We start from the raw sequence: 25781 nt of genomic DNA on the forward strand, positions 1-25781 counted from the left end.
TCAGGTGCCGAAAGATGGTCGCCTTGGACCCTGTGTTTCCGAGCGCAATGCGTATGGCATCAATCGACCGACTCCAGCGGGGGGATGGCGTCGAACATTCCTGCGGGTGGCGCGCGACCGCCTGTGATCTGGTCAGTGCGTCCCTGAGAGGTGGCGGTGGCCGCCTCCGGCAACCGCTGGCGCGCCAGGGTCAGACAGCTTCTTCAGAATTCGGCATCCGCCCGCCGTGTTCGCGTCGACGCACTGCTCGCGCAGCGTGTTGAGTTGCTTTTCCAGGGCGCGCAGCTCTCGAATCCTTTGGGCGACGTGTCCGATGTGCTGGTCGAGGAGTTCGTTGACACCGGAGCAGTTGTCACTCGGCGCATCCTTGAAGCGCAGCAGCACGCGGACCTCTTCGAGCGTCATGTCGAGCGCTCGGCAATGGCGGATGAACCGCAGCCTCTCGGCATGATCTTCTCCATAAACTCGGTAGTTGGATTCGGTGCGCGCGGCTGCCGGCAGCAGCCCTTCGCGCTCGTAGAACCGGACCGTCTCGACCAACGTCCCGGTCGCCTGCGCCAACTCGCCGATTTTCATGGTGCCTCCTGAGATCGCTTGACTCTACACCTGCTACAGGGTTTCAAATTAGGGAAACGACAACGATTCGCAACGCCCGCATGCATTCCATCTTTTCGCGCCTCGTCACCACCCTTTTCATCCTCTTCGCTGGTGGTGTGCAGGCACAAGCGCACGAAGCCGCCGTTCGCCAGCTGTGGCAACTCATCGACTACGTGGGTGTCGACTACAGCGGAGCGGTCGAGTCGGGAAAGATCACCAGCGAGGCCGAGTACGCGGAAATGCTGGATTTCAGCCAGCAAGCGCGTGGGCAAGCTGCAGCCTTGCCGGACCACCCCGCCAGGCCGCAATTGATTGAAGCCGTCAGCTTGCTGCGTGAGGCCGTGGTGTCGAAGGCGGAGGCCACTCGCGTGGCCGACCTGGCGCGTCAAGCGAACGCTCAGCTCTTGGCCGCATACCCGGTTTCGGTATCGCCCAAGCAAGCACCGGAACTCGCCCGCGGCGCTTCGCTCTACCAGGCGCAATGCGCGAGCTGCCACGGCCCGACGGGGAACGGCGATGGACCACTTGCAGCGAGCTTGGATCCCAAGCCGATCGCCTTCACCGATAGGGAGCGCGCGGCCTCGCGGAGCCTGATGGCGCTCTACCAAGTGATCGGGCAAGGCGTGTCCGGCACATCGATGCCTGCCTTTCAGAACTTGCCGGACGCTGACCGGTGGGCGCTTGCCTGGTATGCCGGCACGCTGTCGACCGACGCATCGATGCGCGAGCGAGGTGCAAAACTCTGGTCGACCGATGCGCGCGCGCGCGCCGCGGTGCAGGATCTGGCCGCACTCACAACCCGAACGGAGGTAGAACTGGCCCAAAGCTTGGGCCCAGTCGCGGCGCGAGACGTCGTGGCGTTCCTGCGCCACGACGCATCCGCACTTGCACCGTCCGGGGCTGGGGGTATCGTGCTCGCCAGGGAGCGTTTGCAGCAAAGCCTTGCGGCCGCCGGCGCCGGCAACGCGGCCGAGGCCATGCGACTTGGGCTGTCTGCCTATCTGGACGGTTTTGAGCCGCTGGAGCCCGTGCTGGCCGCCCGCAACAAGCCGTTGATGATCGACATCGAGTCGGCCATGTTGGGCTACCGCGCCGCTCTTAGCGCCGGGCAACTGGACGAGGCGCAAGCCGCGGCTGAACGACTGGACGGGCTGTTCTCGCGGGCTCAAAGCGAACTCCAGGGGGGAGCGGATGCGACAACGACCTTCGTGGGCGCGCTGACCATCCTCTTGCGCGAGGGCTTGGAAGCGTTGCTGATCGTGGTCGGGATGATCGCGTTTCTGCGCAAGGCCGAACGCCAAGACGTCCTGCCTCATGTACATGCCGGTTGGGTGGCTGCGCTCTTGGCGGGCGGCCTGACGTGGGGAGTCGCGACCTACGTGGTGGGAATCAGCGGTGCGAACAGGGAAGTCACCGAAGGCTTGTCCTCGCTTTTTGCAGCCCTCGTGCTGCTGGGCGTTGGCCTGTGGATGCACCAAAAGAGCAGCGCGGGTCGCTGGCAGGCCTACCTACGGGACAAACTGTCGTCAGCACTGTCTCGCCGTTCGGCATGGGCCCTGTCCGGTTTGTCGTTCATCGCTGTCTATCGCGAGGTGTTCGAGACGGTGCTCTTCTTCTCCGCGCTCGCAGTGGACGGGCACCGAGGCGCGCTGCTTGGAGGACTCATCACTGGTGTCGTTCTTCTGGCTGTCATCACCTGGGTATTGCTGCGCACCAGCGCCCGCATGCCACTCGGCAAGTTCTTTCTGGCCAGCTCCGTTCTCGTCGCAGTGCTGGCAGTCGTTCTTGCGGGGAAAGGTGTTGCCAACCTGCAAGAAGCTGGCTGGCTGTCGGCCCATCCGATCGCCTGGCCACGGATCGAACTGCTTGGCATGTTTCCTTCCGCTGAAACGATGCTTGCGCAAGGTCTCGTGCTGGTGATTGCGCTCTCTGGCTTCATGCTTAATGCTTGGCGTGCCCGTCGCCCGGCCCTCTGACGAAAGGCTTGCCATGTCGACTTCACCGGTGTCTTCCGATCCCTCCGCCACGTCTTGCGGGAGCGGCGCTTGCGGCGGCTGCAGCGCCCCGCCGCCGTCGGCGCCCCCTGCTTCCGGCGGTCGCGCCGACGCGACGGCATTCCGGATCTCCAACATGGACTGTCCAACCGAGGAAGGGGAGATCCGCCGCGCGCTGGAGTCTGTGGCGGGCATCCGGTCGCTGAGGTTCGAGCTGGGCGCCCGCACCCTGACAATTGCTGCGGACTCCAAGGTAATCCCAGAAGCGTTGGCCGCCATCCGAGCTGCCGGCTTTAAGCCGGAGCCTCTTGCGCGGCCTCAGGAGGTCGTCGGCGAAGCATCCCACGCGGAAAGCGAGGTCGGCACCGGCATCGCTCGCCTTGTCTTTGCGCTCGTTTTGGCCATCTCCGCGGAAGCGCTGGACTTCCTTGCTCCTGAGACAACTCTCATGAAGGGCGTCGGCCTGGCCATCGCCGCTGTGGCGATCTGGCTGTCCGGGGTTGAGACCTACACCAAGGGCTTTCATGCCCTGCGCCGCGGCAAGCTCAACATCAATGCGCTGATGAGTGTGGCCGTCACCGGCGCGGTTCTGATCGGGCAGTGGCCTGAGGCGGCGATGGTAATGGCGCTCTACGCGATCGCAGAAATGATCGAAGCGCGGGCTGCCGACCGGGCCCGCAACGCGATTCAAGGTTTGCTGGCCCTCGCTCCAGAGAAAGCGGACGTGCTGCAGACCGACGGAAGCTGGAAAGAGGTCCCGGCCAGCGACATTGCAGTTGGGGCAGTTGCCCGCATCCGCCCCGGCGAGCGTGTGCCGCTGGACGGAGTGATTACCGAAGGCAGCAGCGCGATCAATCAGGCACCCGTCACCGGCGAGAGCCTGCCGGTCGACAAGACCGTGGGCGACCAGGTGTTCGCTGGCACGATCAACGACACCGGGGAGCTGCAATTCCGCGTCACCGCGGGCGCATCGAACACGACGCTCGCCCGCATCATCCACGCCGTCGAAGCCGCTCAGGGCACCCGCGCGCCGACACAGCGCTTCGTCGACCGCTTCGCCGCGGTCTACACACCCGCCGTCTTTTTGCTGGCGCTCGCGGTGGCGGTGCTCGCTCCGTGGCTCATGGGCCTGACCTGGCTGGAGGCGGTGTACAAAGCGCTCGTTCTGCTGGTGGTGGCCTGCCCCTGCGCGCTCGTAATCTCGACGCCGGTGACGGTGGTCAGCGCACTGGCTGCGGCCGCGAAACGCGGCATTCTGATTAAAGGCGGAACCTACTTGGAGGATGCCCGCAATCTGAAGGCGATCGCGCTCGACAAGACCGGCACAATCACCGAAGGCAAGCCGAAGCTTGTCGACTGGACGGTGCTGGGAGGTGCTGCCAAGGATCGGGCGGCTCAACTTGCCGCGAGCCTTGCCGGTCGCTCCGATCACCCGGTCTCCCAAGCCATCGCCCAGGGACTCAGTATGCCCGCGAGCAACGTGGACGGGTTCAAGGCGCTCGCCGGGCGCGGCGTCGAGGGAAGCATCGAAGGCCGTGTGCATGTACTCGGCAACCACCGCCTCATCAAAGAGCGCGCCCAGTCCACACCGGAGATCGAGGCTCTGCTGCAGCGCCATGAAACCCAAGGACGAACCGTTACGCTGCTTGCCGACGGAACCGGCGTGCTCGCAGTCTTTGCGGTCGCCGACACCATCAAGGAATCGTCCCGCCAAGCGGTGGCGGAGCTGGTGGCACTCGGCGTCACCCCGGTGATGCTGACCGGCGACAACAGCGCGACCGCCCAGACCATCGCCCAGCAGGCAGGCATCCAGGAAGCGCAGGGCAACCTGCTGCCCGAGGACAAGCTGGTGGCCATCCAGGGCCTGCAGAAGCGCCACGGCGCGACCGGCATGACCGGTGACGGCATCAACGACGCGCCAGCTCTCGCGCAGTCCGACATCGGCTTCGCGATGGGCGGCGCCGGCACCGACACGGCGATGGAAGCGGCCGACGTTGTGATCATGAACGACGACCTACGCCGTATCCCAGACACGATCCGCCTCTCGCGCAAGACGCACACCGTGCTCTGGCAGAACATCAGCCTGGCACTTGGCATCAAGGCGGTGTTCATGGTGCTGGCCCTGTTCGGTGCTGCGACGATGTGGATGGCGGTCTTTGCAGACATGGGCGCGACGCTGCTGGTGGTGGCCAACGGCCTGCGGTTGCTCAAGGCCCGTGTCGATGTTCCCGTGCTTGCAGGGGCAGGAGGAGCGGCGTGAGCGACTTTGCGCAGCGAATCCGTCCGCATGTCGAGGCGGAGCTGGCCGCCGCCCGGCAAGCCGAAAGGGTCGGCAATGGACGCTTGGGTTTCGCGCACCTGGAACGGGCCCACGTCCTCGGTCAGGCGTCCACATTTCTTCACGTCCGCACGCACCTGCGGATGCTGAGCTGGGCCATTCGCCATCGCCACCTGAAGGAGGTGGTGGGTCAGATCCTGCGCGTCGTCGGCGCCGCCACCAAAACCGCATTGGGCTGGATCCCAGCCGGCAATACCGGCGGCGCCAACGTCAGTCCCTTCAAGCCGATGCCGGTGCCCGAAGACCTCGCCCGGGTGATCGCCGACGCCGAGCGCGGCCGTCCTTGACTGGGGCAGCGGGCTGAAGGCCTTTTTCATTCGCGCCGCTTGCCCTTGCTTCTTTCAGCTGCACGCGCATTGCGCCGCGCCTCTCGCCTTGCGAGCCGCTTCCGGCGGTCCTTGAAATTCAGGTAAAGCGCATAGCTGACGCCGACGATTAAACCGATGGCGCCTACCGTGCACAGAAAGAGAACGACTGAACGGTGTGGGTCGTTCATGTCGCCTCCAAACGGGACGCATCTGGCTTCGTTGCCTCGAACTCCATGCCAATTTCGGTGACGCCTGCACCACAAGCCGCCAGCGACCTTCCCCCGTGCATCATTGCGATCGCTTTCACGATCGACAGCCCCAGTCCGTGGTTCACGCCACTTCCTTGGCGGGCCGCATCAACCCGATAGAAGCGGTCGAAGATTCGATGCAGTTGCTCAACGGGGATAGCTCGGCCGCGGTTGGCCACCACTAGGCGAATACTTCCTCTCGCGGGCTCCGAAATGCGTATATGAATTGATGACCCACGTTCCGCGAACCGAGTTGCGTTCGAAAGCAGGTTCGAGAGGGCGCGTTTCAGGAGCGCCACGTCGACCCATCCCGATGCGTCGCCTACGACCAAGGCGGAAACGTCCGCGTCCTGCAGCGCCGCGTCATGAAATTCGATCACGTCTCTTGCCACCTTGGCCAAGCTGGGAGCCAACTGCCGGCGTGCTTCGACGCCTATTTGGGCCCGCGAGAGGAACAGCATGTCATTCACGATGCTCGAGAGACGCTGGATCTCTTCCAAATTCGACCCAATGACCTCCTGCAGGGCCACCGCATCCCGCGGCCGCCTCAGCGCCAGTTCGCATTCTCCAATTAGGTTAGTGAGAGGCGTCCGCAGTTCATGGGCGACGTCAGCATTGAATGATTCCAGCTGCACATGTGCCGCTCGGACGCGCTCCAATAGTTCATTGAACTGGAGCACGAGAGGTTGCAGTTCCTTCGCCTGAGCGGATCCGTTCAGGGGTTGCACCAAGTCCAGCGTCACCCTCTGCCTGAGCTGATCTGCCAGATGGGCGACGGGCCGAAGAGCGGAACGGACCAACGCGAAACCTCCTGCCGATACGAGGACTGATCCAATCAAGGCCGATGCGAGCAGGGTCCAAGCTAACCTGTTGAGCACGACGCGATCCGCGGAGGAATCGACCTCCATGACAACACGAAGGAGCCCCTCCGGGCTGAGCGACCACGGCATCTCGAAGCTCGTGCGCAGGTAGTTCACACTCGACACGGGTGGATCCGAACTCTCGTAGATCGTGCCGCTGGGCACAGCGCGCAGGACCAGGCGCAGGTCCGACCGCCCCAGAAAGAAATCGTCCAACTTGTGCCGCAGCGCGTCAATGCTGCCGCCCTTCGAAGCCTCAGCGACCAAATGGCGTATCACCTGCTCCTTTTGGGCGAGTTCACTTCGCTGCCGCGATGTCAAGCTCACGCTGGTGGCAAGGTACACGCCAAGACAAACCGCGCCGAGACCGGCCAGCGTTTGTACCGCGAGCCACCAGGAGAGCCAGTGTCCCAGTGACCTCGGTTGCGTCACTTTCATTCCTCCCTGGCCTCCAGCACGTAGCCCATGCCACGGACGGTGTGCAGCAGCTTGCGCGCGAACGGGTCGTCGATCTTGCCTCGCAAACGACGGACCGCCACTTCGACAACGTTTGTCCCACCATCGAAGTTCATGTCCCAGACCTGCTCGGTCAGCAACGTGCGAGACAGCACTTCGCCTTTGCGGCGAAGTAGAAGTGAGAGTAGGTTGAACTCCTTGGCAGTCAGGTCGATGCGACGCCCGCTTCTTTGAACCTTGCGACGGGCCAGGTCCAGTTCGAGATCCTCCAGTCTCAAGGTCATGTTGACCTGCGCGTCGCGCACTGCCGAACCGCGCCGCAACAGAGCGTGCACGCGTGCGAGCAGCTCGGAAAATGCAAAGGGCTTGATGAGGTAGTCGTCAGCGCCGCTCTCCAAGCCGCGGACCCGGTCCTGCACTTCGTCTCGCGCCGTGAGCATCAGTACAGGCACCGACTTCACTTTGCGAAGCGCGGCGAGCACCGCAAACCCATCCAGGCCGGGCAGCATGGCATCGAGCAGGACGAGAATCGTAGTCCGCCTCCAAAGCCAGATGCAGCCCATCGATCCCGGTCTGCGCAACGTCAACGACGAAGCCGCTCTCGGACAACCCCTTTGCCACGTACTGTCCGATCTTTGGCTCGTCATCGATAAGCAGCAGTCGCATAGGGGCTCCTTGGCGCGGTCTCTTCAACCGCACATTGCAGTTTCGTCATCTGGTTGGCGGGTAGCTGCTGGGACCACCTCAATAAAGTTCATTCGTGGCGCTCACGTTGCGCTACCGGATCAGCGGCAACGCACTCCGTTCCAAACCTACTGACTGGAGATATCGATGAACTCGAAATACGTTCTCAACATCGCTGCTGGTGCCACTCTGCTCGTGTCCGGCGCCACCTTCGCTGCCGGCGACAGCTATATCAGCGGCAAGTCCCTGTACGGCCAACCGGCCCGCGAAACGACGGGTGCCAAGTTGGTCGACGTCGCTCAGGCTGGCAAGCTGAACGTGCGCTGCGGAGACACCGTCACGTTCGTCAATGGCGACAAAAAGTTCTCGTGGAAGTTCGACGTGGCGAGCCACCGTGTGGTACCCCTGACCAAGATCGCTCCCGCGGACTTCGGCGGCAAGCTGGGAACGGTGTACGTTTCCCCGAATGAATCAGAGCGCGGCCGTTCTTGAGCTGCGGCAACGAGATCTGCCCGCGCAGTGCGGCCAGATCATCTCGGCGCCACGTCGTTTGACAGGCGTCGATTTCCGAAGGTCTCACGCTCGACGTGATCGCACAGTACATGTCCCAAGAGGGCGTGACCTTGCTGGATGGTGGGCGTATGGGTCGACGGCATGGCCAGCAAGTGATCGCACAGTTCAGCCAACGCGCCCCCTCCTAGCCCTGTGAATCCTGCCGTCACCATGCCGTTCGATCGGGCGTACTCAGCGGCCAGCAAGACGTTCTTGCTGTTGCCTGAGGTGGATATGCCAACGAACACGTCACCGGGTCGGCCGAGGGCCTCCAGCTGTCGCGCGAAGATCTGTTCGTAGCCAAAATCATTTCCGATGGCGGTGATGGCCGAGGTGTCGGTCGTCAATGCAATCCCAGCGAGAGCGGGCCGGTTGAAGCTGAAGCGCCCCACCAGTTCCGCGGCCCAATGCTGGGCGTCGGCGGCGCTCCCGCCGTTGCCTGCAAACAGGATTCGTCCTCCGTCACGCAACGCCTTCACACACGACGCGCCCAACGCTTCCATCTGGCGGAGGATTTCCTCATCGCGCCGCAGTTCATCGACCAGTTGAATCACTTCGTTGGCGCTGTGTTGAAGTAGGTTTTTCACGAGATCCTCCTTGAATTGCGAAGCGAGCGGACTGTGATGGTCCGACGGAAGCACGGCTGCTACGCATCCGGAATGCCCGCGTGCACCAGCGCCTCGGCGCACACTCGACCGGCATCCACGTAGAGCGTCGGACCTCCATGCGAATGCGCCTCCGCCGACCAGGGTCCTTCATCGTCGTGGCTGTGCGTTCCGTGTTTCATCTGAGAGCCTCGCTTCCCATTCGGCCTGCTTTGCGCTCGAGAGGTGTTCTTACTTGAACGTGAACTTCGCGGTTGCGGCGGGCTTATTCGGCAGCGTGACGGTGGCTACGGCTTTGGTTCCCGTTGCGACCTTGAATGTCCCCTTCGCTTCGAACTTGTCACCTGCCGGGGCGAGCGTCGCCTCGGACTTGTCCGACGCACTGAGCAGCAACACCTTCGCCGTCGCGCCCTTGAGGTCAACGGCTTTGCCATGGTCGGTCACGTACAGGGTCAGGCCGTCAGGCTTGGCCACCAGTTCATAGTTGACGTCTTTGACCACTGCGACGACACCACCGAAACGCGCCTTGTCCTCATGGGCGTGTGCGGCGCCCTTCTTGTCGCCGTGATCGTGGTCCTTGTGATCATCGGCGGCAAAAGAGGGCACGGCCATGCAGGCCAACAATGCGACGGCGGTAAGCGATTTCAGTTGTTTGTGCTTCATGGTTTACCTCTTTGGTTGGTGAAAAAGACCTTCGGGTTGCAGACTGGCGCTCGAAGGCAGGGCGCGCCAGTCGGGGAGTTGACCAGGGAACTCAGGGCGTCCCGGTCGCTACGGCGCTCGTCAGGGCAGGAGGTTCTTCGAACACCTCTTCCTCCTCATCCCGTCGGTGCATCAGCTTGTAGAGCAATGGCAGAACGAGCAACGTCAACGCGGTCGACGACAAAATGCCGCCAATCACGACAGTCGCCAGCGGCCTCTGAACTTCTGCCCCCGTACCAGTGGCCAGGGCCATCGGCACGAAGCCCAGAGACGCGACCAACGCAGTCATCAACACCGGCCTCAGCCGGGTGAGCGCACCTTCGTGGATGGCTCGGTCCAGCGGCATGCCCTGCTCCCGCAAGTTGCGAATGAAGGAGATCATCACCAGGCCGTTGAGCACGGCCACGCCAGACAGCGCGATGAAGCCCACCGCGGCCGAGATGGACAACGGAATGCCGCGCATCCACAGCGCCACGATGCCGCCCGTCAAGGCGAAGGGAATGCCGGTGAAGACCAGCAGTCCGTCCTTGAGGTTGCCGAACATGGCAAACAGAAGGACGAACACCAGGAGGAGTGCCACGGGCACCACGATCTGGAGCCTCGTCGTTGCGGACTGCAGGTTCTCGTATTGCCCCCCCCACGTGGTCCAGTACCCTGGCGGCACCTTGACCTGCTCCTGGACGGCCTTGTTGGCTTCACCCACGAACGAGCCCAGGTCACGGCCCCGCACGTTGGCGCTGACCACGATCCGGCGCTTGCCGTCCTCACGGCTGACTTGGTTGGGACCCGGTGCCAGCTCCAGTGTCACCACCTCGCCCAGAGGGATGAACGTGACCCGTGAAGCGCCTTCGCTCTTCGGCAGGGCCACGGGAAGCCGTTTGATGGCTTCCAGGTCGCTGCGCAGGTTTTCGGGCAGGCGCACCACGATGTCGAACCGGCGATCGCCTTCGAACATGGTTCCCGCTTCTCTACCACCGACGGCCGTGGCCAGCGTGTCCTGAACGTCTGCGATGTTCAGACCGTAGCGTGCGGTCTTCTCCCGGTCGATGTTGACGGTCAGCATGGGCAGGCCCGTGGTCTGCTCGACCTTGACTTCAGCGGCGCCAGGCACCTTCTCCAGCACCTCGGAGATCTCAATGGCCGTCTTGTTCAGCACGTCCATGTCGTCGCCGAACACCTTCACCGCCACGTCGCTCCGGATTCCCGAGATCAACTCGTTGAATCGCAGCTGGATCGGCTGCGAAAACTCGTAGTTGTTGCCAGGAATCTGCGAGACGGTTTCCTGAACGGCGGCCAGCAGCTCATCGCGCGTCTTCCTCGGCTCCGGCCATTGGTCCATTGGCTTGAGCATCACGTAGCCGTCGGAGATGTTTGGGGGCATCGGGTCAGATGCGACTTCGGCCGTGCCGGTGCGTGCGAATACACGTTCGATCTCCGGAAATCTCGCTTTCAGCGTCGCTTCCAACTGCTGTTGCATCTGGACCGATTGGCTGAGGCTTGTTCCAGGGATCCGCAGCGCCTGCACCGCAAAGTCGCCTTCGTTCAGGTTGGGCACGAACTCGGTGCCTAGACGCGTGGCGAGGAGACCCGAAAGCAACACCGCAACCACGGCGAAGGTCAGCACGAGGGGTTTGGCGCCCATCACACGCGTGAGAAGCGGCGCGTAGCCGCGTGAGGCCCATTGCATGAGGCGGTTCTCTTTCTCAGCGACGCGATTGCCGATGAACAGGGCAACCGCCGCCGGAATGAACGTCACCGACAGAATCATGGCGCCCAGCAATGCGATCACGACCGTGAAAGCCATCGGGTGAAAGAGCTTTGCCTCCACACCGGTCAGGGCGAAGATCGGCAAGTAGACGACCATGATGATCAGTTGCCCGAACAGCAACGGTCGGCGCGCTTCCTGCGATGCGGCGAAGACTTCGTGGAACCGTTCACTGCGTGTGAGCGGGCGCCCGTGGTGCGCCTGTGCATGAGCAAGGCGACGCACACAGTTCTCCACGATCACGACAGCACCGTCGATGATGATGCCGAAGTCGAGCGCCCCGAGGCTCATCAGGTTCGCGCTGATTTTCTGATTCACCATGCCAGTGAACGTGAACAACATGGCCAGCGGGATCACCATCGCTGTGAGCAGAGCCGCGCGGATGTTGCCCAGGAACAGGAACAGTACGGCGATCACCAGCACTGCGCCCTCGAAGAGGTTCTTCTTGACGGTGTTGATCGCCTTGTCGACCAGCACTGTGCGGTCATAGACGGTGACCGCATGCACGCCTTCAGGAAGGCTGCGATTGATCTCCACCATCTTGCGATCAACGGCCTGCGAAACCGTGCGGCTGTTCTCGCCGATCAGCATGAAGACTGTGCCGAGGACGACTTCGCGGCCGTTGTCCGTGGCCGCGCCCGTCCGCAGCTCCTTGCCTACACCGACGTTGGCCACGTCGCGCACCCGGATAGGAACGCCGTCGGCGTTGCCGAGAATGATGTTGCGCAGGTCATCGGGCGAGCGGGCTTGGCCAGGTGCCCGAATCAGGTACTGCTCGCCGCGCTTCTCGATGTAGCCGGCGCCGACGTTGGCGTTGTTTCGTTCCAATGCCGTCAGCACATCACCCATCGTGAGACCGTAGGCCAAGAGCTTCTCCGGACTCGGTGCAACCTCGTACTCCTTGGCGTAACCGCCGATGGAGTTGATCTCGGTCACACCGGGCACGTTGCGCAGTTGCGGCTTGATGATCCAGTCCTGAATCTCGCGCAGATCGGTGGGCGTGTAGTCGGTACCGTCAGGCTTCTTCGCGCCGTCCTTTGCTTCCACCGTCCACAGGTAGATCTCGCCCAGGCCCGTGGAGATGGGCCCGATCACGGGCGAAATGCCCGGAGGCATTTGCTCACGCGCAGCCTGGATGCGTTCGTTGACGAGTTGGCGTGCAAAGTAGATGTCCGTGCCGTCGGCGAAGATCACAGTGACCTGCGACAACCCGTATCGCGACAGCGAACGAGTTTGCTGCAGGCCCGGCAGACCTGCCATGACCGTTTCGATCGGATAGGAAATGCGCTGCTCGGTCTCGAGTGGCGAGTAGCCGGTCGCTTCGGTATTGATCTGCACTTGGACATTGGTGATGTCCGGCACCGCATCGATCGGCAGTCGCTGGTAGTTGTAGACACCCAGCCCGGCCATGCCCAGCACGGCCAGCAACACAAGCCATCGCTGTTCGATGGCAAAACGGATCAACTTTTCAAACATGACGAGGTCCGATCCGTTCAGTGCTCATGCGTCGCCGAGCCCTTGCCCTGCTCCGACTTCACGATGAAGCTGCCTGCTGCCGCGTACGTGGCGCCTTGGCGCAGACCGCTAATGATCTCGGTGCGCTTGCCGTCGGAACGCCCGGTGCGCACAGGCTGGGGCACGAAGCCGCCAGGCACCTTGATGAACACCACGGGCTGCTCGTTGATGGATTGCACAGCGTCTGCCGACACCGTGACAGGTGAGGCCGCCTCGGACGCAACGATGTCGACGTTCACGAACAACCCCGGCCGCCAGGCCAGTTCCGGGTTGCTTAGCGTTACGCGGGCCTTTGCTGTTCGCGTCTGCTCCCCGATCAGCGACCCAACGAAGGACACCGTGCCGTTGGCTCGTGCATCGGAGGCTGTCGAACGAACGAGCACCTTGCCGCCCACCCGCACCTGGTCCAGATCCTTTGCGCCGATGCTGAGTTCTGCCCAGACTGACGACAGATCGGAGATCGTGAAGACGTTCGCGTCTTCCTTGACCATCTCACCGAGCGCAATGTGTTTCTCCACGACCATGCCGTCGAACGGTGCGCGCAACTCGTATCGGCCGAGGGCGCCTGCTCCACTCCCAGCACCGATGGCGCCGAGCTTCTGCTGCTCGTTGGCGACCGTGATTTCGGCTTCACGCAAGACTTGCTCGGCCTGGAGCACGTCCTGCTGCGGCGAGATTTTCTCTTCCCACAGCCTCTTCTCGCGCTCGTACGTCGTGCGCGCCAGCGCTAGGCGTTGCTGCGCGGAGCGCAAGCTGCTGCGCTGCTCGGAGACGCTGGCGCTCGAGACCACCGCCAGCACCTGACCCTTCTTCACCTGTTGGCCGAGGTTCGCGGCGACGCTCTCCACGACTCCGCCCACGCGGGGGACAACGTGCGCCGTGCGGTCCTCGTTGAACCTAATCTCACCCGGCAGCTGCAGCGTAGAACGAATGGCCGCAGCGGACGCTGATTCCACGACGACGCCCGAGGCTTTGAGCTGCGCATCCGACAAGGCAATACGGCCTTCCTCCTTAGAGAAGGTGAAGACAAAGGGTTCGGTCGCCGTCTGAGCCGCCAATGTGGCCTCGAAGACATGCGGCTCCGCCACCGGCTTCGCGCTTTTCAGCCCATCGCCGTCCACCGTGAAAGCGTGTTCCTCTTCTTCGCCGCCCGGACGGACCAGCTTGATGGACACCTTGGCCGTCGTCGGCGCCACCGGCTTGCCGTCCTGGAAGAGCCACGCCTTGAAGTTGGCCTTGCCACCGTCTTCCGCCAGTTGCACTTCGATGCCGAACTTCTCCTCTGTGAACAGATCCCCGCCATGCGGGCCTTTCTTCACGGCCTCGTCGTGGTGTTCGCCATCGCCATGCCCTATATCGTGGTCATGCGCGTCGCCAGCCTTGTCCCCGTGGTGTTCACCGTCGGCATGGCCTTTGGCCTCATCGTGCCCGTGCCCGCCGCCCTCACTGTGCTCACCGTGACCGTCCCCGGCAGGTTTTGCCGGATCGGTGCGGAGGATTGCGACGGCCGCGACAAGCCCCAGGACGACCAGGAGCACGATCGCAATCAGTTGCTTGCGTCCGACGTTGGACGCAGCGTTGTTCATATCGAATTTCATCAGAACCTCAGGGCTGACCCGGCCGCTCGGCCGAGGTGATCTGTTCGGAAATGCCAAGCAAGCGGTCGAGCTCGATGCGAGAGCGATGAGCTTCAGCCAAGGCGCGCAGGTACTGCCCCTTGGCGGCCAGCAGGGTACGCTGTGCGTCAAGCACGTCCAGGAAGCCGAACTTGCCGAGGTCGAAACCCTTCGCCGCGGCGTCATACGCGCCCTGAGCGCTAGGCAACACCTCGCGCTGAAGCGACTCGACCTCGGCTCGGGCGGTCAGAAGCTTCTCTTGGGATAGCAGGGCCTCGGTCTCAACGCGTGTGGCAGTGACTCGCGCATCTGAAATTGCTTTATCGAGGCGCCGCAGCGATTCCAGCTGCGCTCCCCGGTTGTTGTCGAAGACTGGGATCGGCACTGACACCCCAAAGACGGCCATGTTGCGCCCCGCCTCGGCATCGCGTTTCGCCCCAAGACTGACCGTCAGATCAGGTGTGGCGCGCGAACGCTCGACTTCGGCAAGCGCAGCAAAACGCTCGGAGTCACGTTGTGCCTGACGAACGGCCGGCGCATCGGCAAGCCCCCGAGCCAATTCAGCGTCATTGACCGGCGTCGGCAATTCGAGGGCGGCCCCGGAGACGGCGTCAAACGCGCCTTGAGGTGCGCCGGTCGCGGCCCGAAGCGCATAGATGGCCGAACGCAGTTCGCTACGGGCCTGCAATAGCTCGATACGCACACCCGATTCCGCAACCCGCGCGCGGGTCTCATCGACTGGAGAGATCTTCCCGGCAGTCACTCGCTTGTTGGCAGCGGCGGAAGCGCCTTCGGCCAATGAAAGGGAACTCTCGGCCAAACGCACACGCTCCTGCGCGACAAGCGCGTCGAAGTAGGCGGAGGTCACGGCCGCCCTCACTTGAGCGGTCTGAGCGGCCAGTTGCGCCTCTGCGACGTCCCGTGAGCGGTCCGCCACGGCCATGCGCGCGGCGCGCTTCCCGCCGAGTTCGAATGGTTGGGTCAGCAGAACGGTGGTGGAGCGCGTGGCCCGTCGCGTGTCTTCGACGTCAAGGCCGATCGTCGGGTTCGGCCGACTCGTCGATTGCTGGCGCGCACCCTCTGTCGCCTCGAGCTCGTAGCGGGCCGACTTCAGCTCAGGGTTCTGCGCCAGCGCTGTTTCGAGGGCTTCCCTCAACGAAATGGTCTTGGACGAGACAGGGGCGACGGCTGGCGATGCCGAGGGAGCGGCAGTGGCAGCTCCGCCTGTTTGCGCAAAGGAAGCCGGTATGGAAAAAGCCGCCGCAAGCAGCGGCGCGAGGTGCAAGCGCATCGAACACTCCAAAGTTGAAGAACAACGAGGGGAGAGTCCGGCGGTGCGTTCGTGCTGTCAGTAAGGACTGATGAGAGGAATGAACGCGCCGGACTAGTCGGCACGCCAATTGGGACGGTCGATGCGAGCGCTCATGGGCGACTCGATCGCTGGGAGCATCTGCGGCGTGAGGATCGATTCGGCGCCGACTTCGAGGGCGATGCTTGGCGCCCCGACCGCCTTGAGGCTGGCCAAGTGGCAATACGCACAGTCATCGTCGACGCACTGCGGCTTCTCGTCGGTGTCCTGCTTCTCAGCGGCACTCGTTTTTGCCAGCTCGCCGACAGCCTTCTCGCTACCTGGCGAGTGTTGATGCTCGTGATGCCCCATATGCCCTGCCACGTTCGTGGCTTTCTCGTGCTGACAATAGCCAGCGGCTACAGCCCAGGAGAGCTGCAGGGGCAAGATCAACAGAAGGAATACCGTCAAGGCGCGGCGCATGATCGAAAAGTATACGTGGACTTGTTTTTGGCGGTGCAGCGCGGGAATGACTGCCGCGAAATGTATGCCGCATCAACCCTCAGTCGTCCGACTGCCGCATTACCGTTCCGTAATGTGTGGGGACCCCGGACAGGTGCCGTTAGGTTGTCGCTCACCGTTGCGACGACGCGACGTTGTTAAGGTGAATCGCCCCGCATTCTCTAGACAGTCCTGAACTCGATGGCCGCAAAGCAACCCGTCCCCGAAGTTTCGACCCCTCCTGACCGCATGCTCACGCGTTCGGCTGTAACGTCTTCGACTTGCTCGCGGCCCATCGCAGTTCTAGAGGCTTGAACTTCCTCGAGACCCGGGGCGGTCAACTTTGACCACAGCCAGGCGGCCCTGCTTCAACTGAGCGTTCTCCTCCCGAAGGTGGTACACCTCGTTCAACAAACACAGCTCTCGTTCCAATGCGCGATCGATGCGTTGCTCTAGAACTGCAATCTGCTGCTTGAGCCGAGGGACGGGATCTGCCGACGCTTTGACCTTCTTCTGCTCGAGCGCGGCCAGAGCGATGGCCTCAACGAGTGCCGCGTACCCCGGTCTCGACTTTTTTATGCTGCCCTTGCCCGAGCCAGCTTCCCTGGCCACGGCATCGTTGTTGATTACCTCCCCGCGCCTCTGAAGCCGCGCAAGGGCCTGATAGTATTTTTCGACCTGGCTCTTCGCCGCCATTAGGTACCTTTCGAGAACCGGTCACGGGCCCTAAGCAGAACCTCCAGGTTGCGAACTTCCAATCGGTGCTCGACGCTCCCGGCTTCGTCCCTCTCCAAAGTGGCAACAGCTCCTCGCTGAAACGTGATGACGCCGTCGAGGCGGCTCCCGAAGACCACCTGATTCACGCAGTTCCTCTCCAAGCAGTCATACGGGATTGGCTCCAGGGGATGGGTTGTGCATGCCTCGGTTGATGAACAGCCTCCTAGAGGGGTCTCGCGGTAAGCCAGCTTGTTCTGCTGAAACAAGCGGAGGGTGTCCTGACGGCTCCGCGACTCCAACGTGTCGGCCATTCGCCGCGCTCCCTGCCCAAGCAGGGTCTCGTCGGAGAACAAGACTCCAAAGGCATACGCAAAGTAGCTGCTCTCAGCCTTGGCGGCGTTCCATTCATGCGAGAAGTGATTGCTGTCGAACACTAGGTTCACGGCTCTAGAGAACCCGTCGGCATAGTACGAGGTCATCTCCTGGGTAATGTGCTGCAACTGCGCCTTGAGCGCAGGCAGGCCGACCATGCCTGAACGGTGAGCATAGACAGCCAAGCTACGGCGCAACTGGTGAAACGCCAGAGGCCAACTTTTGCCGACCAGGATGTTGTCGCGTGACCACCCGCGTGCAAGTTCCAAGCGGTCGAGCTCGTCGATGTCTGATTGCTCGATCAGCGGACAAATGCGCTCCCGCAACCGAAGCAATGAGCGCCTCCGAATCGTCGGGGTCATAGACCTAAAGGGATTTTGCGTCGACGGGAACAGAAGTGTTTGCTGGCCGGCTTTCGAGGGCTTACCGTGCTGCTTTGCAATCACTCGCGCGATCCGTTGACCGAGTCGCACAGCACGAGCGCCTTGATCGCTCGTTACCCACGTGGTCCAGCGCTTCACCCCTTTGTTCAACTTATAGGTGGGCCCTCTCACCTCGTAGTGCGTTGCGCCGACGTGTTCGAACTCTATAAGTGCACCCTCGAGCGGAAGAACAGATACTTCTCCGATGCGCATCCCGGTGTACGCAGCAACCACCAACATCAGGGTGGCCTGATGCTCGGTGAGCCGTCCCAGGATGAGCTTCCCAACACCTTCCGAGACGCCTGGCGAAGCGGCCTGGAAATCCGCGTAGGCATCTATCAGGTCGTCCAGTTCGTGTTCAATCGCGCTCATTCGGTCGCCAAGGGTCGCCAGAATTTCGCAATAGAGGCGTGACGGAATGAGCGGTGTTTGGTTCGTGCTGGGACGCCGCCTGACCTCCTCATTCAGGGCACTCCGAAGTCTTTGAAGCGGAAGGTCTACGGGCGCGCCCAACTGACGACGGTGCCGCCACAGCGTCTGCAAGGCGGCAGGCGTCATGGTGAGGTAGTGCGCGTTGAGGTCGAGGGCTCCTTCGGCAACCCATTCAGGGTTGGTCAGGAAGGTGTAGAGGTCGACTTCCTTGTCGGCCGCCTTTCTACACCAAGCGTGCAAGGCAAAGTTTGTGTTTTGCAAGGTCACCCACGCTCTGGTCCTCCCTGCATCGATGTGAAGCCACATCAGAGCTTTGTGCTGCTCTCGGATTAAACGGCTAAGTTCCGACGCCGGCGTGGACACGAAGTCCGCAGCGTAGAAGTGGAGCTTTTTGGTCGTCGTGCCGTCGGTGCTCATGCTTGTGAAGTCCCACGCGTGGTCACCGAATCGCGAGGCCACCGCGCCGCACGTGTCGTAACTCACCGGCGTATCGCAAGGGAAAAAGAACCGCGGCGGAGCTTCGCCTAATGCGGCGACGCCAACAGGCGTGTGGAGTGAATCGTGCATCAGGTACGCCTATCGGGTGGTTGACTCCCGCAGCATGCCCAGTAGGTGCAATTGCTGCAGCTTGTTGGTCCAGTAGCGCGTGAGTTGGCCCTGTTCTTCGACTGCCATGCGCACGGTCTCATAGACCTGAGGTTGGCACCGCTTGAGTTCACCGAGCAGTGTGTTGATGCGATCTACGATGGCGGTGTAGACCCGCTCAGCGCGCATGGCATCGTCGTTCAGAGGCATGATTGTCGTGAGCACACGCCGACATGACATCAACTTCTTTATGTCCTCCGCGTCAGCGTGGAGGCGGTAGTTGTCACAGAAGAAGCACCCTTCGACCTTCCTACAGTCTGGCGATACGACGGCCGAAGAATCTAAAGCAGAAGGTTTTCCAAAGTCTGCGCAGATACCGACGGGGATGACCTCTGAGTGCGATTGACTCTGAGCGGTTCCAGATGCAGTCATCACGGTCTTCTGTAGCGAACCTAGGAACTGACCTAGTTCGCCACGTCGCGTAGATTCCTGGGCCGTGCAGTAGGCGAGGATGGCGGTTTGGATGCTATGGCCCATGAGCTTAGCAGCGGCTGCAAGCGGAGCTTTTTTGACCAAGTCCTGCTGTTTGTACGCTCGCAGCTGTCGCAGTGTCACGCTAGGAAGCGTCGCGCCGATCCGGGCAACTTTGCGCCTGATGTAACACAAGAAGGCTTGGTCAAGCGGGCTGATTGTGGTCGGCTCGCTGGTGGGGTGCGCGTAGCTGCACCGAATGAACATTTGCGCGATGTCGTCCCCTCCGAGCGAGGTAACGAGCGTCTCGCGCACCTGAAGATATGTCTTCAGACGAGTTATCGAGGTGGCGGACAGGTGCACCTCGACGGCTCTACCACCAGCACGGAACTTCACTGCCTTCTGCGTGAGGCTGATGCGGTCGGGATCTGCCAATTGTTCTTCCAGGTCGTCTGGCTCTTCATACGCCTGTAGAACCGATAAGTTCGCGCCGGAATCTACAAGCACGAGGCCAGCGAATGCCACGCAGGCCAGCTCCATGAGCCGTAGAGGACCGTAACCGTCTCGCAACTCAATTGCCATTGATTTGTCGGAGGCCGAGACCTTGAGCAACCGGGAAGATCCCGGTGGGCCGCCGCCCAAAATGATTCCGGCCGCCGAGTCGAAGATGGCCTGAAGCCTGGAGCTGAACTCCCTGACAACTTCTGCCTCGGGAGCCGTGGTCCGTCTGGGCATTCCACGCTGCAGCGGCTCGATCTGGTCCTTGTATGTCCGACCGTGAATTTCAGACAGGCAGGCAATAGCAAACTGGTCCCTTCCGGCAACTGTCCCGGAGGCGGCTCCATGGCTTTGCAGTTGACTGCGAAGAAAGGCGTGGTAGGTTTTGAGTGCCTCCAAAGCCAGATCGGGGTCACTGAGCAGCGCCTCGAAGCGGCCCAAGTGTCGAGGTAGGTCAGCCCACGAGAGCATGGCGCTCAAGGTGTGAAGTGCATGTTGGACAGACCGCGGCCTCGAGTTATTGAAGCGGAACCACATGCACAGTCGCTCCAAGGCCAAAGGCATCGCTTTGACCCTTTGCTGGGAAAGCGAGGAGGCGTCGAAGGAGGTATTGCGTCCCTTTCCGTCTCGGCGAAGGTAGCACCACTGGAATGCCAATAGCCGTTGTCCTTCGGCGAAGCGCAGCACAGTGTTGGCCGGGTTGTAAATGTTGAGCGGCTGCACGAACGGGAAGTCCAGGACGGGCAGCGTTTTGAGGTAGGTGGGCGTGCATCGCTGCCACGGGGGCGCAGGCCCGACGTTTGACACGCTTATGCCACTCCCTTAATCAGATGGACTAAGTGGTCGCTCCAGCCTTGCTGCGCCAGTTCCAGGTGCTTCATGTGCGCTCGGTATTCCAAGTACCTGTCGGTGGTAGTCCCGCTCCGGTGCCACAGCAGCTTTCTGAGCTGATCCCTTGCCCACAGGTATCGGTTGGCGAAGCCTTCAGGGCCAGCCTGAAGCATTTGGTAGTCAACCCAATTCATACCAAATGTGGCTCGAAGATCGTGGAATCGATAGCTGAACCTCGGAGTTGTCTTGCGCACATGGGGAATGACGCTTTCCTTGATGAATTTGCGCAGGGGTCGGCCACTGAGCGCGGAGCGACGCAGAGGCGCATCGAAGCTGCTTACCACTGTGCGGTCCGACTTGGACTCGTAGTAGGGTTGCCCATGCTGCGTTAGGAACAGGTAATTTTCAGGATCCTCGCCAAGTCTGGTCTTTGCTCGCCTCCGCTTCGCCCTGGCCGAGACGGCATAGTTGTGCAGCATCTCGTAGAGTGCGCGGGGAATTGAGAGGTAGACGTTGGTGGCATCCCGCTTGGTGTCCACGCCTGTGCCGGGGCCACACCGGATCTTGTGCGACCACTGGGGAACCAGGGCCGGCGAGCACATCACGTCTCGAAGTCGGAGCGTTAATACCGTCATCTCACGGGCGCCCGTAAGCAAAGCCACGTAGTGCATCAGCTCGTACTCTACGTTCCCCAGTTCCTTCAGGGCAGCCACGAGGACTCGCTGCTCCGGCACGGTCAGGGGACGGAGCTGACCACCATCGCTAATGGTTTCGCCCCACGCGTCCTCGCGCCTAGATGCCTTGATGGACACGTCCGTCGTCGTGACCGCTGCCACCTGCCTGAACCCCTTGCTGTCTCGATACTCAATGCCCACCTGTTTTTCCACCCACGGCTCATTGGCCGGCGAGAAGCGCATTCGGGTGGTCCGCATGAGGAATCGATAGAAGCTAATGACCGTCGACATGCGGCGCGCGGCCGTCGACTTTTTCAACTCGCCAGCGTCGACGAGGTGTTGAAGCCGGTTGTGGTACAGGTAGGTGGGGCGTAGGTACTTCTCGACAGCCGAGAAGTCATCCCATTGCAGCGACAGGAAGTCAAGAAAGGCCTTATACGCGGCAAGATCCTGCGCGATAGGCCCTAGAGAGCTGATGTTCCTTGGCTTGAGCTGAGCCCTTTCAAGCAGCCACAAGCAGCCTGGAATCCACGGGGCCCCAGAACCATCTAGAACTAGAGGAAGGGAGCGAAACTCTGTCGAGCGCGTGGATGTACTGCCGAGGGGCCTTCGCCAGTACGTGACCGGCTTGTCCCGGTGAGTGAGTTCCACGCACAGGCCGCCCGGGACCGCGATGGGCTGCGCCAAAGTAAGGCGGAGCGAGGGCAGCGTACGAACGCCAGACTTTTCCAGAGTTGACATTGCGCGATGAGCGCGTCCGCCATGGTGCCGGCGGCGGGATTCGAACCCGCATTTCCGCAAGGAAGAGGGATTTTAAGTCCCTTGCGTATACCCATTTCGCCACGCCGGCAGCGGACACATCAATAGTAATGTGTCCATTCTGCAGGAAGCGCCCGATTTCGCAAGCGGCTTCATAAGTACCGAATAGCCGAACTGGGAGAGCGGGAAGCACGAGCCCTGGAAGTTCGCCGCAGCGGATGGCGGGCCGATCGGCCTGGCCGGGCTCTGGAACCGCTGGCACGGCCCGGCCGGCGAGGTCGTGGAGACCTACACCATGATCACCATCAACGCCGACAGCCACGAGCTGATGCGCCGCATGCACCGGCCCGAGGTCGACAAGGCTGGCAACGTCCTGCCACCAGAGCAGCAGGACAAGCGCATGGTCGTGGTCATCGACGAGGCGGACGAAGACGTGTGGTTGCGCGGCACGCCTGACGAGGCCGCCACTATGGTCCGCCAGTGGCCTGTCGAGAAGTTCAGCGCCGGCCCGCTCGTGACGGTGAGCGAGGCGACGCCTGTTGCGCTTGACCCGGCCACCGGTGAACTCTTCTGAGGCGAGCATGCCGGTGCCGAAACCAGTGCTTCCGCACGCCTACAGCTTCACCCGCGGCAACGTCGAGCACCTCGAGGCCCTCATCAAGCTGCTCGAGCGCAGCCGGAACGGCATGCCGCCGGCCGAGGTCGCCCTGATGCTCCAGTCGATGCGGCGCCTGCACGCCGAGGTGACCCGCACCGCCTCCTCGGTCGAGCCGGCGCCGTTCTGACCTACCAGCCGACAGCGAACGGGCCCTCGCAGTTCCGGCCGCGCCCGGTTTCGCGCTGGATGTCTGCGAGCGCATCACGCCGTGAGGCGTAGAACGCCGAATTCGCCGCACCGCCGGGCTCGAAGAAGCGCACCTCCCACTCCTTGACCTGTGCCGGCCCGCCGGCCGCAGGCGTCGCGCGGTAGCGCGCATGCTGGTTCACTCGTTCGTATCGGCTCATTCCACACTCCTCTGTTGGATGACAGAGGGATAGTCCCAGGGTAGGGGCTCATGGCATGAGCCAGGCGCCGCAATGTGGCTCGCGGGTTGTGCGGTATTCCGCAGGGGAGCCCCGCAGCGCTACGATGAGTAGATGGAACTTCCGCCCCACTGCGACCGCGCCGAATGGTTTGACCGCGCCACCATGGCGCTCGGCCGGCTGATGCCTGGGAAGTCCCCGGCGGACATTGCAGAGATAGTGTCCGGTCACCTCTGGGACGAGGCCTGTGACCTGTCGCCCGAGGAGGCGGCCGAGATCTACGCATGCGAGTCGCCGCCGGAGTAGCGGTGCATTTGCTGGACGGTCGCCGGGATGTGGTCGCCGCGTAGGTTCCGGCACCACCAGGCCTGCGGGTTCATGGCGGAGGTCTTCCCGTAGGCCACGTACTGCCGGCCGCGGAGCATGAAGTCGTCGCCCTTCATCGGGCCGACCTGGACCTCGATCATGGGCTGGATGATGTGGTCGCGGGCGTAGTGCGCCCCGGCGTGCAGGTAGGCCACGCCGTCGGCGGTGATCGTCAGGTTGCCGGTGTGGCGAGTGGCCGCGGCGACCTCCTCGGGCGTGAGCTTCATCCCGGTGGCGCGGAGTTCGACGACTTCGACGAGCATGCTGGGATTCTATCCAGTGCCACGGTTCGGTCCCCATGCGTGAAACTCGCGGTCATCCCGCGTGGATCCCGCTCACCGCGTGCGAGACCGCACCAATCCTAGCGATTTGGTTCCCGTCCCGGGTACCACAAGGGGCGACCGAATCGGCTTCGCGCACTTCGTGCGCCCGCGGTCGTGCGCGCGGGGCGAACCCGCCGGAAGGTCGGCCGGCGCGTGCCGTCGATCGAGGAGATCGGGCGGCGCATCGACCGCGTCGGCGCTGCATGCTGACTTCCGTTCGGCGGCGAAGATGCCCCCCGTACCGATTGGGCGGAAACAGGACCGCATATTGCAATGTGAACCCCGGTTCGAGGGGGACTGCCGGCGCGCTTGGCCCTCTACCATCGACTCGACCCTGACGCATGACCGGGGTACGGGGGTGAGAGCATGAAAGCCATCGCAAAAAGCGCCGCGGCTGCGCTCCTGGTCGGTTGGGCGGTCCTCGCCCACGCCACCGACTACACGGCACGCCTCGTCCTTGATGGGGGCCTGCCACCGTTGCGCTTTAGTTCGCCGGAGTTCAACGGGCCACACAGCCTCGACGGCGACTGGGCGTCGTTGAGCGAGCGCACTGCGAGCGCGCGAGCGCGCGACCAAGTGGGCATCGACGAGGCGGGCTTGGCAAGCTGGGATGGCTGGCGAGGCAGCCCCGGCCTTCACAATTCCAGCGGGCCGCCCCCGACCCTTGGCGAGACGATTGCGCGATCCTATGCGCTGGACTACTACGGGTCTGGCTCTGCAGAGGTATACCTCTATGGCCTCAGTGCCACCGGCCGGGCGAAGGCGGGCAACGGTTCGGAGCTCAACATGTCGGCCGAGTGGCGCCGGGGTTTCTCGCTCGGCGCCGGGGTCACGATGTCGTTCGCCACGCTCTGCACGCTGAGCATCCTCGGCGACGCGCTGCCACTTGAAGCAGCGACGTGGTTCAACATCGACGCCACGAATTCGTTCGCCAGCCTCACCATGGCCGACCTCGGCAACCGCGTGAGCGCAAGCCTGTTTGCCTCCATCACCAGCGCTTACGGCGGCAGCCTGTCCGACGTGTTCAGCTACCGCCTCGGTGATGGCGGCTCGTTCGTGCTGTCCATCACCAACCCGACGGACAACGTCATGACGGGATGGATGAACGCGGGCACCTACGTCGACGTCAGCGCGCCGATCCCGGAGCCCGGCACGGTCGTGCTGCTTGCGCTTGGCGTGGCGGTTGTCAGCGTGTCGGCCCGTCGGAGTCGCCGTCGAGCCTGACGCGGCCTGCTTGCGAACCGACCGGCTGAGGCTCGCCGCGAGCGCGTCGCGGCTGCGAGGGCATGCGCCGACCAATTCACGCGCAAGGCGGAGCTCGTCGCTGCTGAAGCGCGGCCGGCCGCCTCGCAGCCGAGGCTCGAAGGGTCACATGACCGGCGCGGCGCCCACTTCGCAAGGAAACGAGAGCCACAACGACGCCACCTCGCGCAGGTGTGCCACATCGCCGGTGGTCTGGAGGCGCACGCTGCCCAACCGTTCGGTGGCTTGTATGAGGTCGGGATCCATGCCGAGCAGGCGGGCGGTCTGGCGGGCCACCGGCCAGGCCGTGTCGATGAGCCTGACCTGCGGCCCCATGGCGGCCTGGATGTGCCGGCTGACGAACGGGTAGTGGGTGCAGCCGAGGACGACCGTGTCGACCCTCGCGGCGCGCAGCGGCTCGCAGAACCCGTCGATCATGGCGCGCAGTTCGGGCGAGTCGAGGTCGCCCCGCTCGATCTGCCCGGCGAGGCCGGGGCAGGGCTGGCGAACGATCGTGGCCTGAGCACCGTGCGCTTCGACGAGGCGCTCGAACTTCTGGCTGCGCAGTGTCATGGGGGTTGCCATCACGCCGATGCGCCCCGTCGGGGACGCCTTCACCGCCGGCTTGATGGCCGGTTCCACACCGACGACCGGCACCCCGGGCCAGCGCTCGCGCAGCGCCGCGACGGCCACAGCCGTGGCCGTGTTGCAGGCGACCACGATGAGGCCTGCGCCGGCGTCCACGAGGTGCTCGCCGATCTTCAGGGTGCGCTCGGTGACGAATGCGTCGCTGCGCTCCCCGTAGGGCGCATGGGCCGAATCGGCCACGTAGAGCTTCGGGTTGGCGGGCAGTGTGTCGTGCAGCGCGCTCAGCACCGACAGGCCTCCCAGGCCGGAATCGAAGACGCCGAGCAAGGTCTCGGTCGGATCGTGAAGGGGGGCGGCGGGCGAGGGCATGGCGGCGGCAGTCTACCGGAGCCCATGGCGGCCAGAAAAAGCTCGCCCCCCGAAAAGAGTCGTGGCACAATCGAAAAAAT

At 63.0% G+C, this 25781-nt stretch carries 23 protein-coding genes, 1 tRNA gene and 2 pseudogenes; 8 read left to right on the plus strand and 18 right to left on the minus strand.

The window, feature by feature from the left end:
- Nucleotides 1-132 precede the first annotated feature (132 nt).
- Nucleotides 133-576 (minus strand): Cd(II)/Pb(II)-responsive transcriptional regulator, encoded by a 444-nt coding sequence (cadR, locus tag ACSQ2F_RS07360; RefSeq protein WP_436021277.1) that lies wholly within the window; start codon nucleotides 574-576, stop codon nucleotides 133-135.
- Between the two features lie 80 nt (nucleotides 577-656).
- Here cadR and ACSQ2F_RS07365 point away from each other — a divergent pair, with 80 nt between their 5' ends.
- From ACSQ2F_RS07365 to ACSQ2F_RS07375, 3 genes are read left to right on the plus strand one after another with little or no spacing between them, the layout of a single operon-like run.
- A complete protein-coding gene (locus tag ACSQ2F_RS07365; RefSeq protein ID WP_436021279.1) occupies nucleotides 657-2573 on the plus strand; it encodes an FTR1 family protein in 1917 nt (638 codons plus the stop codon).
- Nucleotides 2574-2586: 13 nt separating this feature from the next.
- The gene (locus ACSQ2F_RS07370) at nucleotides 2587-4851 is read left to right on the plus strand and encodes a heavy metal translocating P-type ATPase (protein ID WP_436021281.1); all 2265 of its coding nucleotides are present in this window, start codon (nucleotides 2587-2589) and stop codon (nucleotides 4849-4851) included.
- The gene (locus tag ACSQ2F_RS07375; RefSeq protein WP_436021283.1) at nucleotides 4848-5216 is read left to right on the plus strand and encodes a DUF3703 domain-containing protein; all 369 of its coding nucleotides are present in this window, start codon (nucleotides 4848-4850) and stop codon (nucleotides 5214-5216) included. Before ACSQ2F_RS07370 ends, ACSQ2F_RS07375 begins: the two co-directional genes overlap by 4 nt.
- Nucleotides 5217-5242: 26 nt before the next feature.
- On the opposite strand, the gene ACSQ2F_RS07380 is transcribed toward ACSQ2F_RS07375, so the two are convergent.
- From ACSQ2F_RS07380 to ACSQ2F_RS07390, 3 genes and pseudogenes are all read right to left on the minus strand, one after another.
- Complete coding sequence (locus ACSQ2F_RS07380) at nucleotides 5243-5425, minus strand: hypothetical protein (RefSeq protein WP_436021285.1); 183 nt, start codon at nucleotides 5423-5425, stop codon at nucleotides 5243-5245.
- Nucleotides 5422-6783: a heavy metal sensor histidine kinase gene (locus ACSQ2F_RS07385; RefSeq protein ID WP_436021287.1), complete on the minus strand. Its 1362-nt coding sequence runs from the start codon at nucleotides 6781-6783 to the stop codon at nucleotides 5422-5424. The genes ACSQ2F_RS07380 and ACSQ2F_RS07385 overlap by 4 nt, the downstream gene beginning before the upstream one ends.
- Nucleotides 6780-7467, minus strand: a pseudogene (locus ACSQ2F_RS07390) (heavy metal response regulator transcription factor). The gene ACSQ2F_RS07385 and the pseudogene ACSQ2F_RS07390 overlap by 4 nt, the downstream one beginning before the upstream one ends.
- A 165-nt stretch (nucleotides 7468-7632) precedes the next feature.
- Here ACSQ2F_RS07390 and ACSQ2F_RS07395 point away from each other — a divergent pair.
- On the plus strand, nucleotides 7633-7977 hold the full coding sequence (locus tag ACSQ2F_RS07395) for a CzcE family metal-binding protein (protein ID WP_436021289.1): 345 nt from the start codon (nucleotides 7633-7635) through the stop codon (nucleotides 7975-7977).
- 38 nt (nucleotides 7978-8015) lie between these two features.
- On the opposite strand, the gene ACSQ2F_RS07400 is transcribed toward ACSQ2F_RS07395, so the two are convergent.
- The 11 genes from ACSQ2F_RS07400 to ACSQ2F_RS07450 form a co-directional block, all read right to left on the minus strand.
- A complete protein-coding gene (locus tag ACSQ2F_RS07400) occupies nucleotides 8016-8624 on the minus strand; it encodes a D-sedoheptulose-7-phosphate isomerase (protein ID WP_436021291.1) in 609 nt (202 codons plus the stop codon).
- 249 nt (nucleotides 8625-8873) lie between these two features.
- Nucleotides 8874-9305: a hypothetical protein gene (locus tag ACSQ2F_RS07405; protein ID WP_436021293.1), complete on the minus strand. Its 432-nt coding sequence runs from the start codon at nucleotides 9303-9305 to the stop codon at nucleotides 8874-8876.
- 91 nt (nucleotides 9306-9396) lie between these two features.
- The gene (locus ACSQ2F_RS07410; RefSeq protein ID WP_436021295.1) at nucleotides 9397-12585 is read right to left on the minus strand and encodes a CusA/CzcA family heavy metal efflux RND transporter; all 3189 of its coding nucleotides are present in this window, start codon (nucleotides 12583-12585) and stop codon (nucleotides 9397-9399) included.
- A gap of 17 nt (nucleotides 12586-12602) precedes the next feature.
- Nucleotides 12603-14222 (minus strand): efflux RND transporter periplasmic adaptor subunit, encoded by a 1620-nt coding sequence (locus ACSQ2F_RS07415; protein WP_436021297.1) that lies wholly within the window; start codon nucleotides 14220-14222, stop codon nucleotides 12603-12605.
- Nucleotides 14223-14229: 7 nt separating this feature from the next.
- A complete protein-coding gene (locus ACSQ2F_RS07420; protein ID WP_436021299.1) occupies nucleotides 14230-15531 on the minus strand; it encodes a TolC family protein in 1302 nt (433 codons plus the stop codon).
- 93 nt (nucleotides 15532-15624) lie between these two features.
- Nucleotides 15625-16011, minus strand: coding sequence for a cation efflux protein, CzcI family (gene czcI, locus ACSQ2F_RS07425; protein WP_436021301.1), 387 nt, complete (start codon nucleotides 16009-16011; stop codon nucleotides 15625-15627).
- Nucleotides 16012-16332: 321 nt separating this feature from the next.
- Nucleotides 16333-16725, minus strand: a complete 393-nt coding sequence (locus ACSQ2F_RS07430) for a hypothetical protein (RefSeq protein WP_436021303.1) — start codon at nucleotides 16723-16725, stop codon at nucleotides 16333-16335.
- Nucleotides 16725-18539, minus strand: a complete 1815-nt coding sequence (locus tag ACSQ2F_RS07435; RefSeq protein WP_436021305.1) for a hypothetical protein — start codon at nucleotides 18537-18539, stop codon at nucleotides 16725-16727. Before ACSQ2F_RS07435 ends, ACSQ2F_RS07430 begins: the two co-directional genes overlap by 1 nt.
- A gap of 9 nt (nucleotides 18540-18548) precedes the next feature.
- On the minus strand, nucleotides 18549-20333 hold the full coding sequence (locus ACSQ2F_RS07440) for a hypothetical protein (protein WP_436021307.1): 1785 nt from the start codon (nucleotides 20331-20333) through the stop codon (nucleotides 18549-18551).
- Between the two features lie 2 nt (nucleotides 20334-20335).
- Nucleotides 20336-21547, minus strand: a complete 1212-nt coding sequence (locus ACSQ2F_RS07445) for an integrase (protein ID WP_436021309.1) — start codon at nucleotides 21545-21547, stop codon at nucleotides 20336-20338.
- Nucleotides 21548-21794: 247 nt separating this feature from the next.
- Nucleotides 21795-21881, minus strand: a tRNA-Leu gene (locus tag ACSQ2F_RS07450).
- A gap of 96 nt (nucleotides 21882-21977) precedes the next feature.
- Between ACSQ2F_RS07450 and ACSQ2F_RS07455 the strand changes: the two are divergent.
- A pseudogene (locus ACSQ2F_RS07455) lies at nucleotides 21978-22364 on the plus strand (SOS response-associated peptidase family protein); the annotation flags it as partial.
- 13 nt (nucleotides 22365-22377) lie between these two features.
- Nucleotides 22378-22575: a hypothetical protein gene (locus tag ACSQ2F_RS07460; RefSeq protein ID WP_436021311.1), complete on the plus strand. Its 198-nt coding sequence runs from the start codon at nucleotides 22378-22380 to the stop codon at nucleotides 22573-22575.
- A 1-nt stretch (nucleotide 22576) separates the two neighbouring features.
- On the opposite strand, the gene ACSQ2F_RS07465 is transcribed toward ACSQ2F_RS07460, so the two are convergent.
- The gene (locus tag ACSQ2F_RS07465; RefSeq protein WP_436021313.1) at nucleotides 22577-22795 is read right to left on the minus strand and encodes a hypothetical protein; all 219 of its coding nucleotides are present in this window, start codon (nucleotides 22793-22795) and stop codon (nucleotides 22577-22579) included.
- Between the two features lie 132 nt (nucleotides 22796-22927).
- Between ACSQ2F_RS07465 and ACSQ2F_RS07470 the strand changes: the two genes are divergently transcribed.
- Nucleotides 22928-23119 carry a hypothetical protein gene (locus tag ACSQ2F_RS07470; protein ID WP_436021315.1) on the plus strand — a complete coding sequence of 64 codons (192 nt, stop codon included), beginning with the start codon at nucleotides 22928-22930 and terminating at the stop codon, nucleotides 23117-23119.
- Here the strand turns inward: ACSQ2F_RS07470 and ACSQ2F_RS07475 are convergent.
- On the minus strand, nucleotides 23092-23442 hold the full coding sequence (locus tag ACSQ2F_RS07475; protein ID WP_436021317.1) for a hypothetical protein: 351 nt from the start codon (nucleotides 23440-23442) through the stop codon (nucleotides 23092-23094). The genes ACSQ2F_RS07470 and ACSQ2F_RS07475 overlap by 28 nt on opposite strands.
- A gap of 426 nt (nucleotides 23443-23868) precedes the next feature.
- On the opposite strand from ACSQ2F_RS07475, the gene ACSQ2F_RS07480 reads away from it, so the two are divergent.
- Nucleotides 23869-24726, plus strand: a complete 858-nt coding sequence (locus ACSQ2F_RS07480) for a PEP-CTERM sorting domain-containing protein (protein ID WP_436021319.1) — start codon at nucleotides 23869-23871, stop codon at nucleotides 24724-24726.
- 144 nt (nucleotides 24727-24870) lie between these two features.
- Here ACSQ2F_RS07480 and murI read toward each other — a convergent pair whose 3' ends face one another.
- Nucleotides 24871-25701 carry a glutamate racemase gene (gene murI, locus ACSQ2F_RS07485; RefSeq protein WP_436021321.1) on the minus strand — a complete coding sequence of 277 codons (831 nt, stop codon included), beginning with the start codon at nucleotides 25699-25701 and terminating at the stop codon, nucleotides 24871-24873.
- Nucleotides 25702-25781 lie beyond the last annotated feature (80 nt).

It is taken from the genome of Rhizobacter sp. LjRoot28 (assembly GCF_964253025.1).
Taxonomy (GTDB): domain Bacteria; phylum Pseudomonadota; class Gammaproteobacteria; order Burkholderiales; family Burkholderiaceae_C; genus Rhizobacter.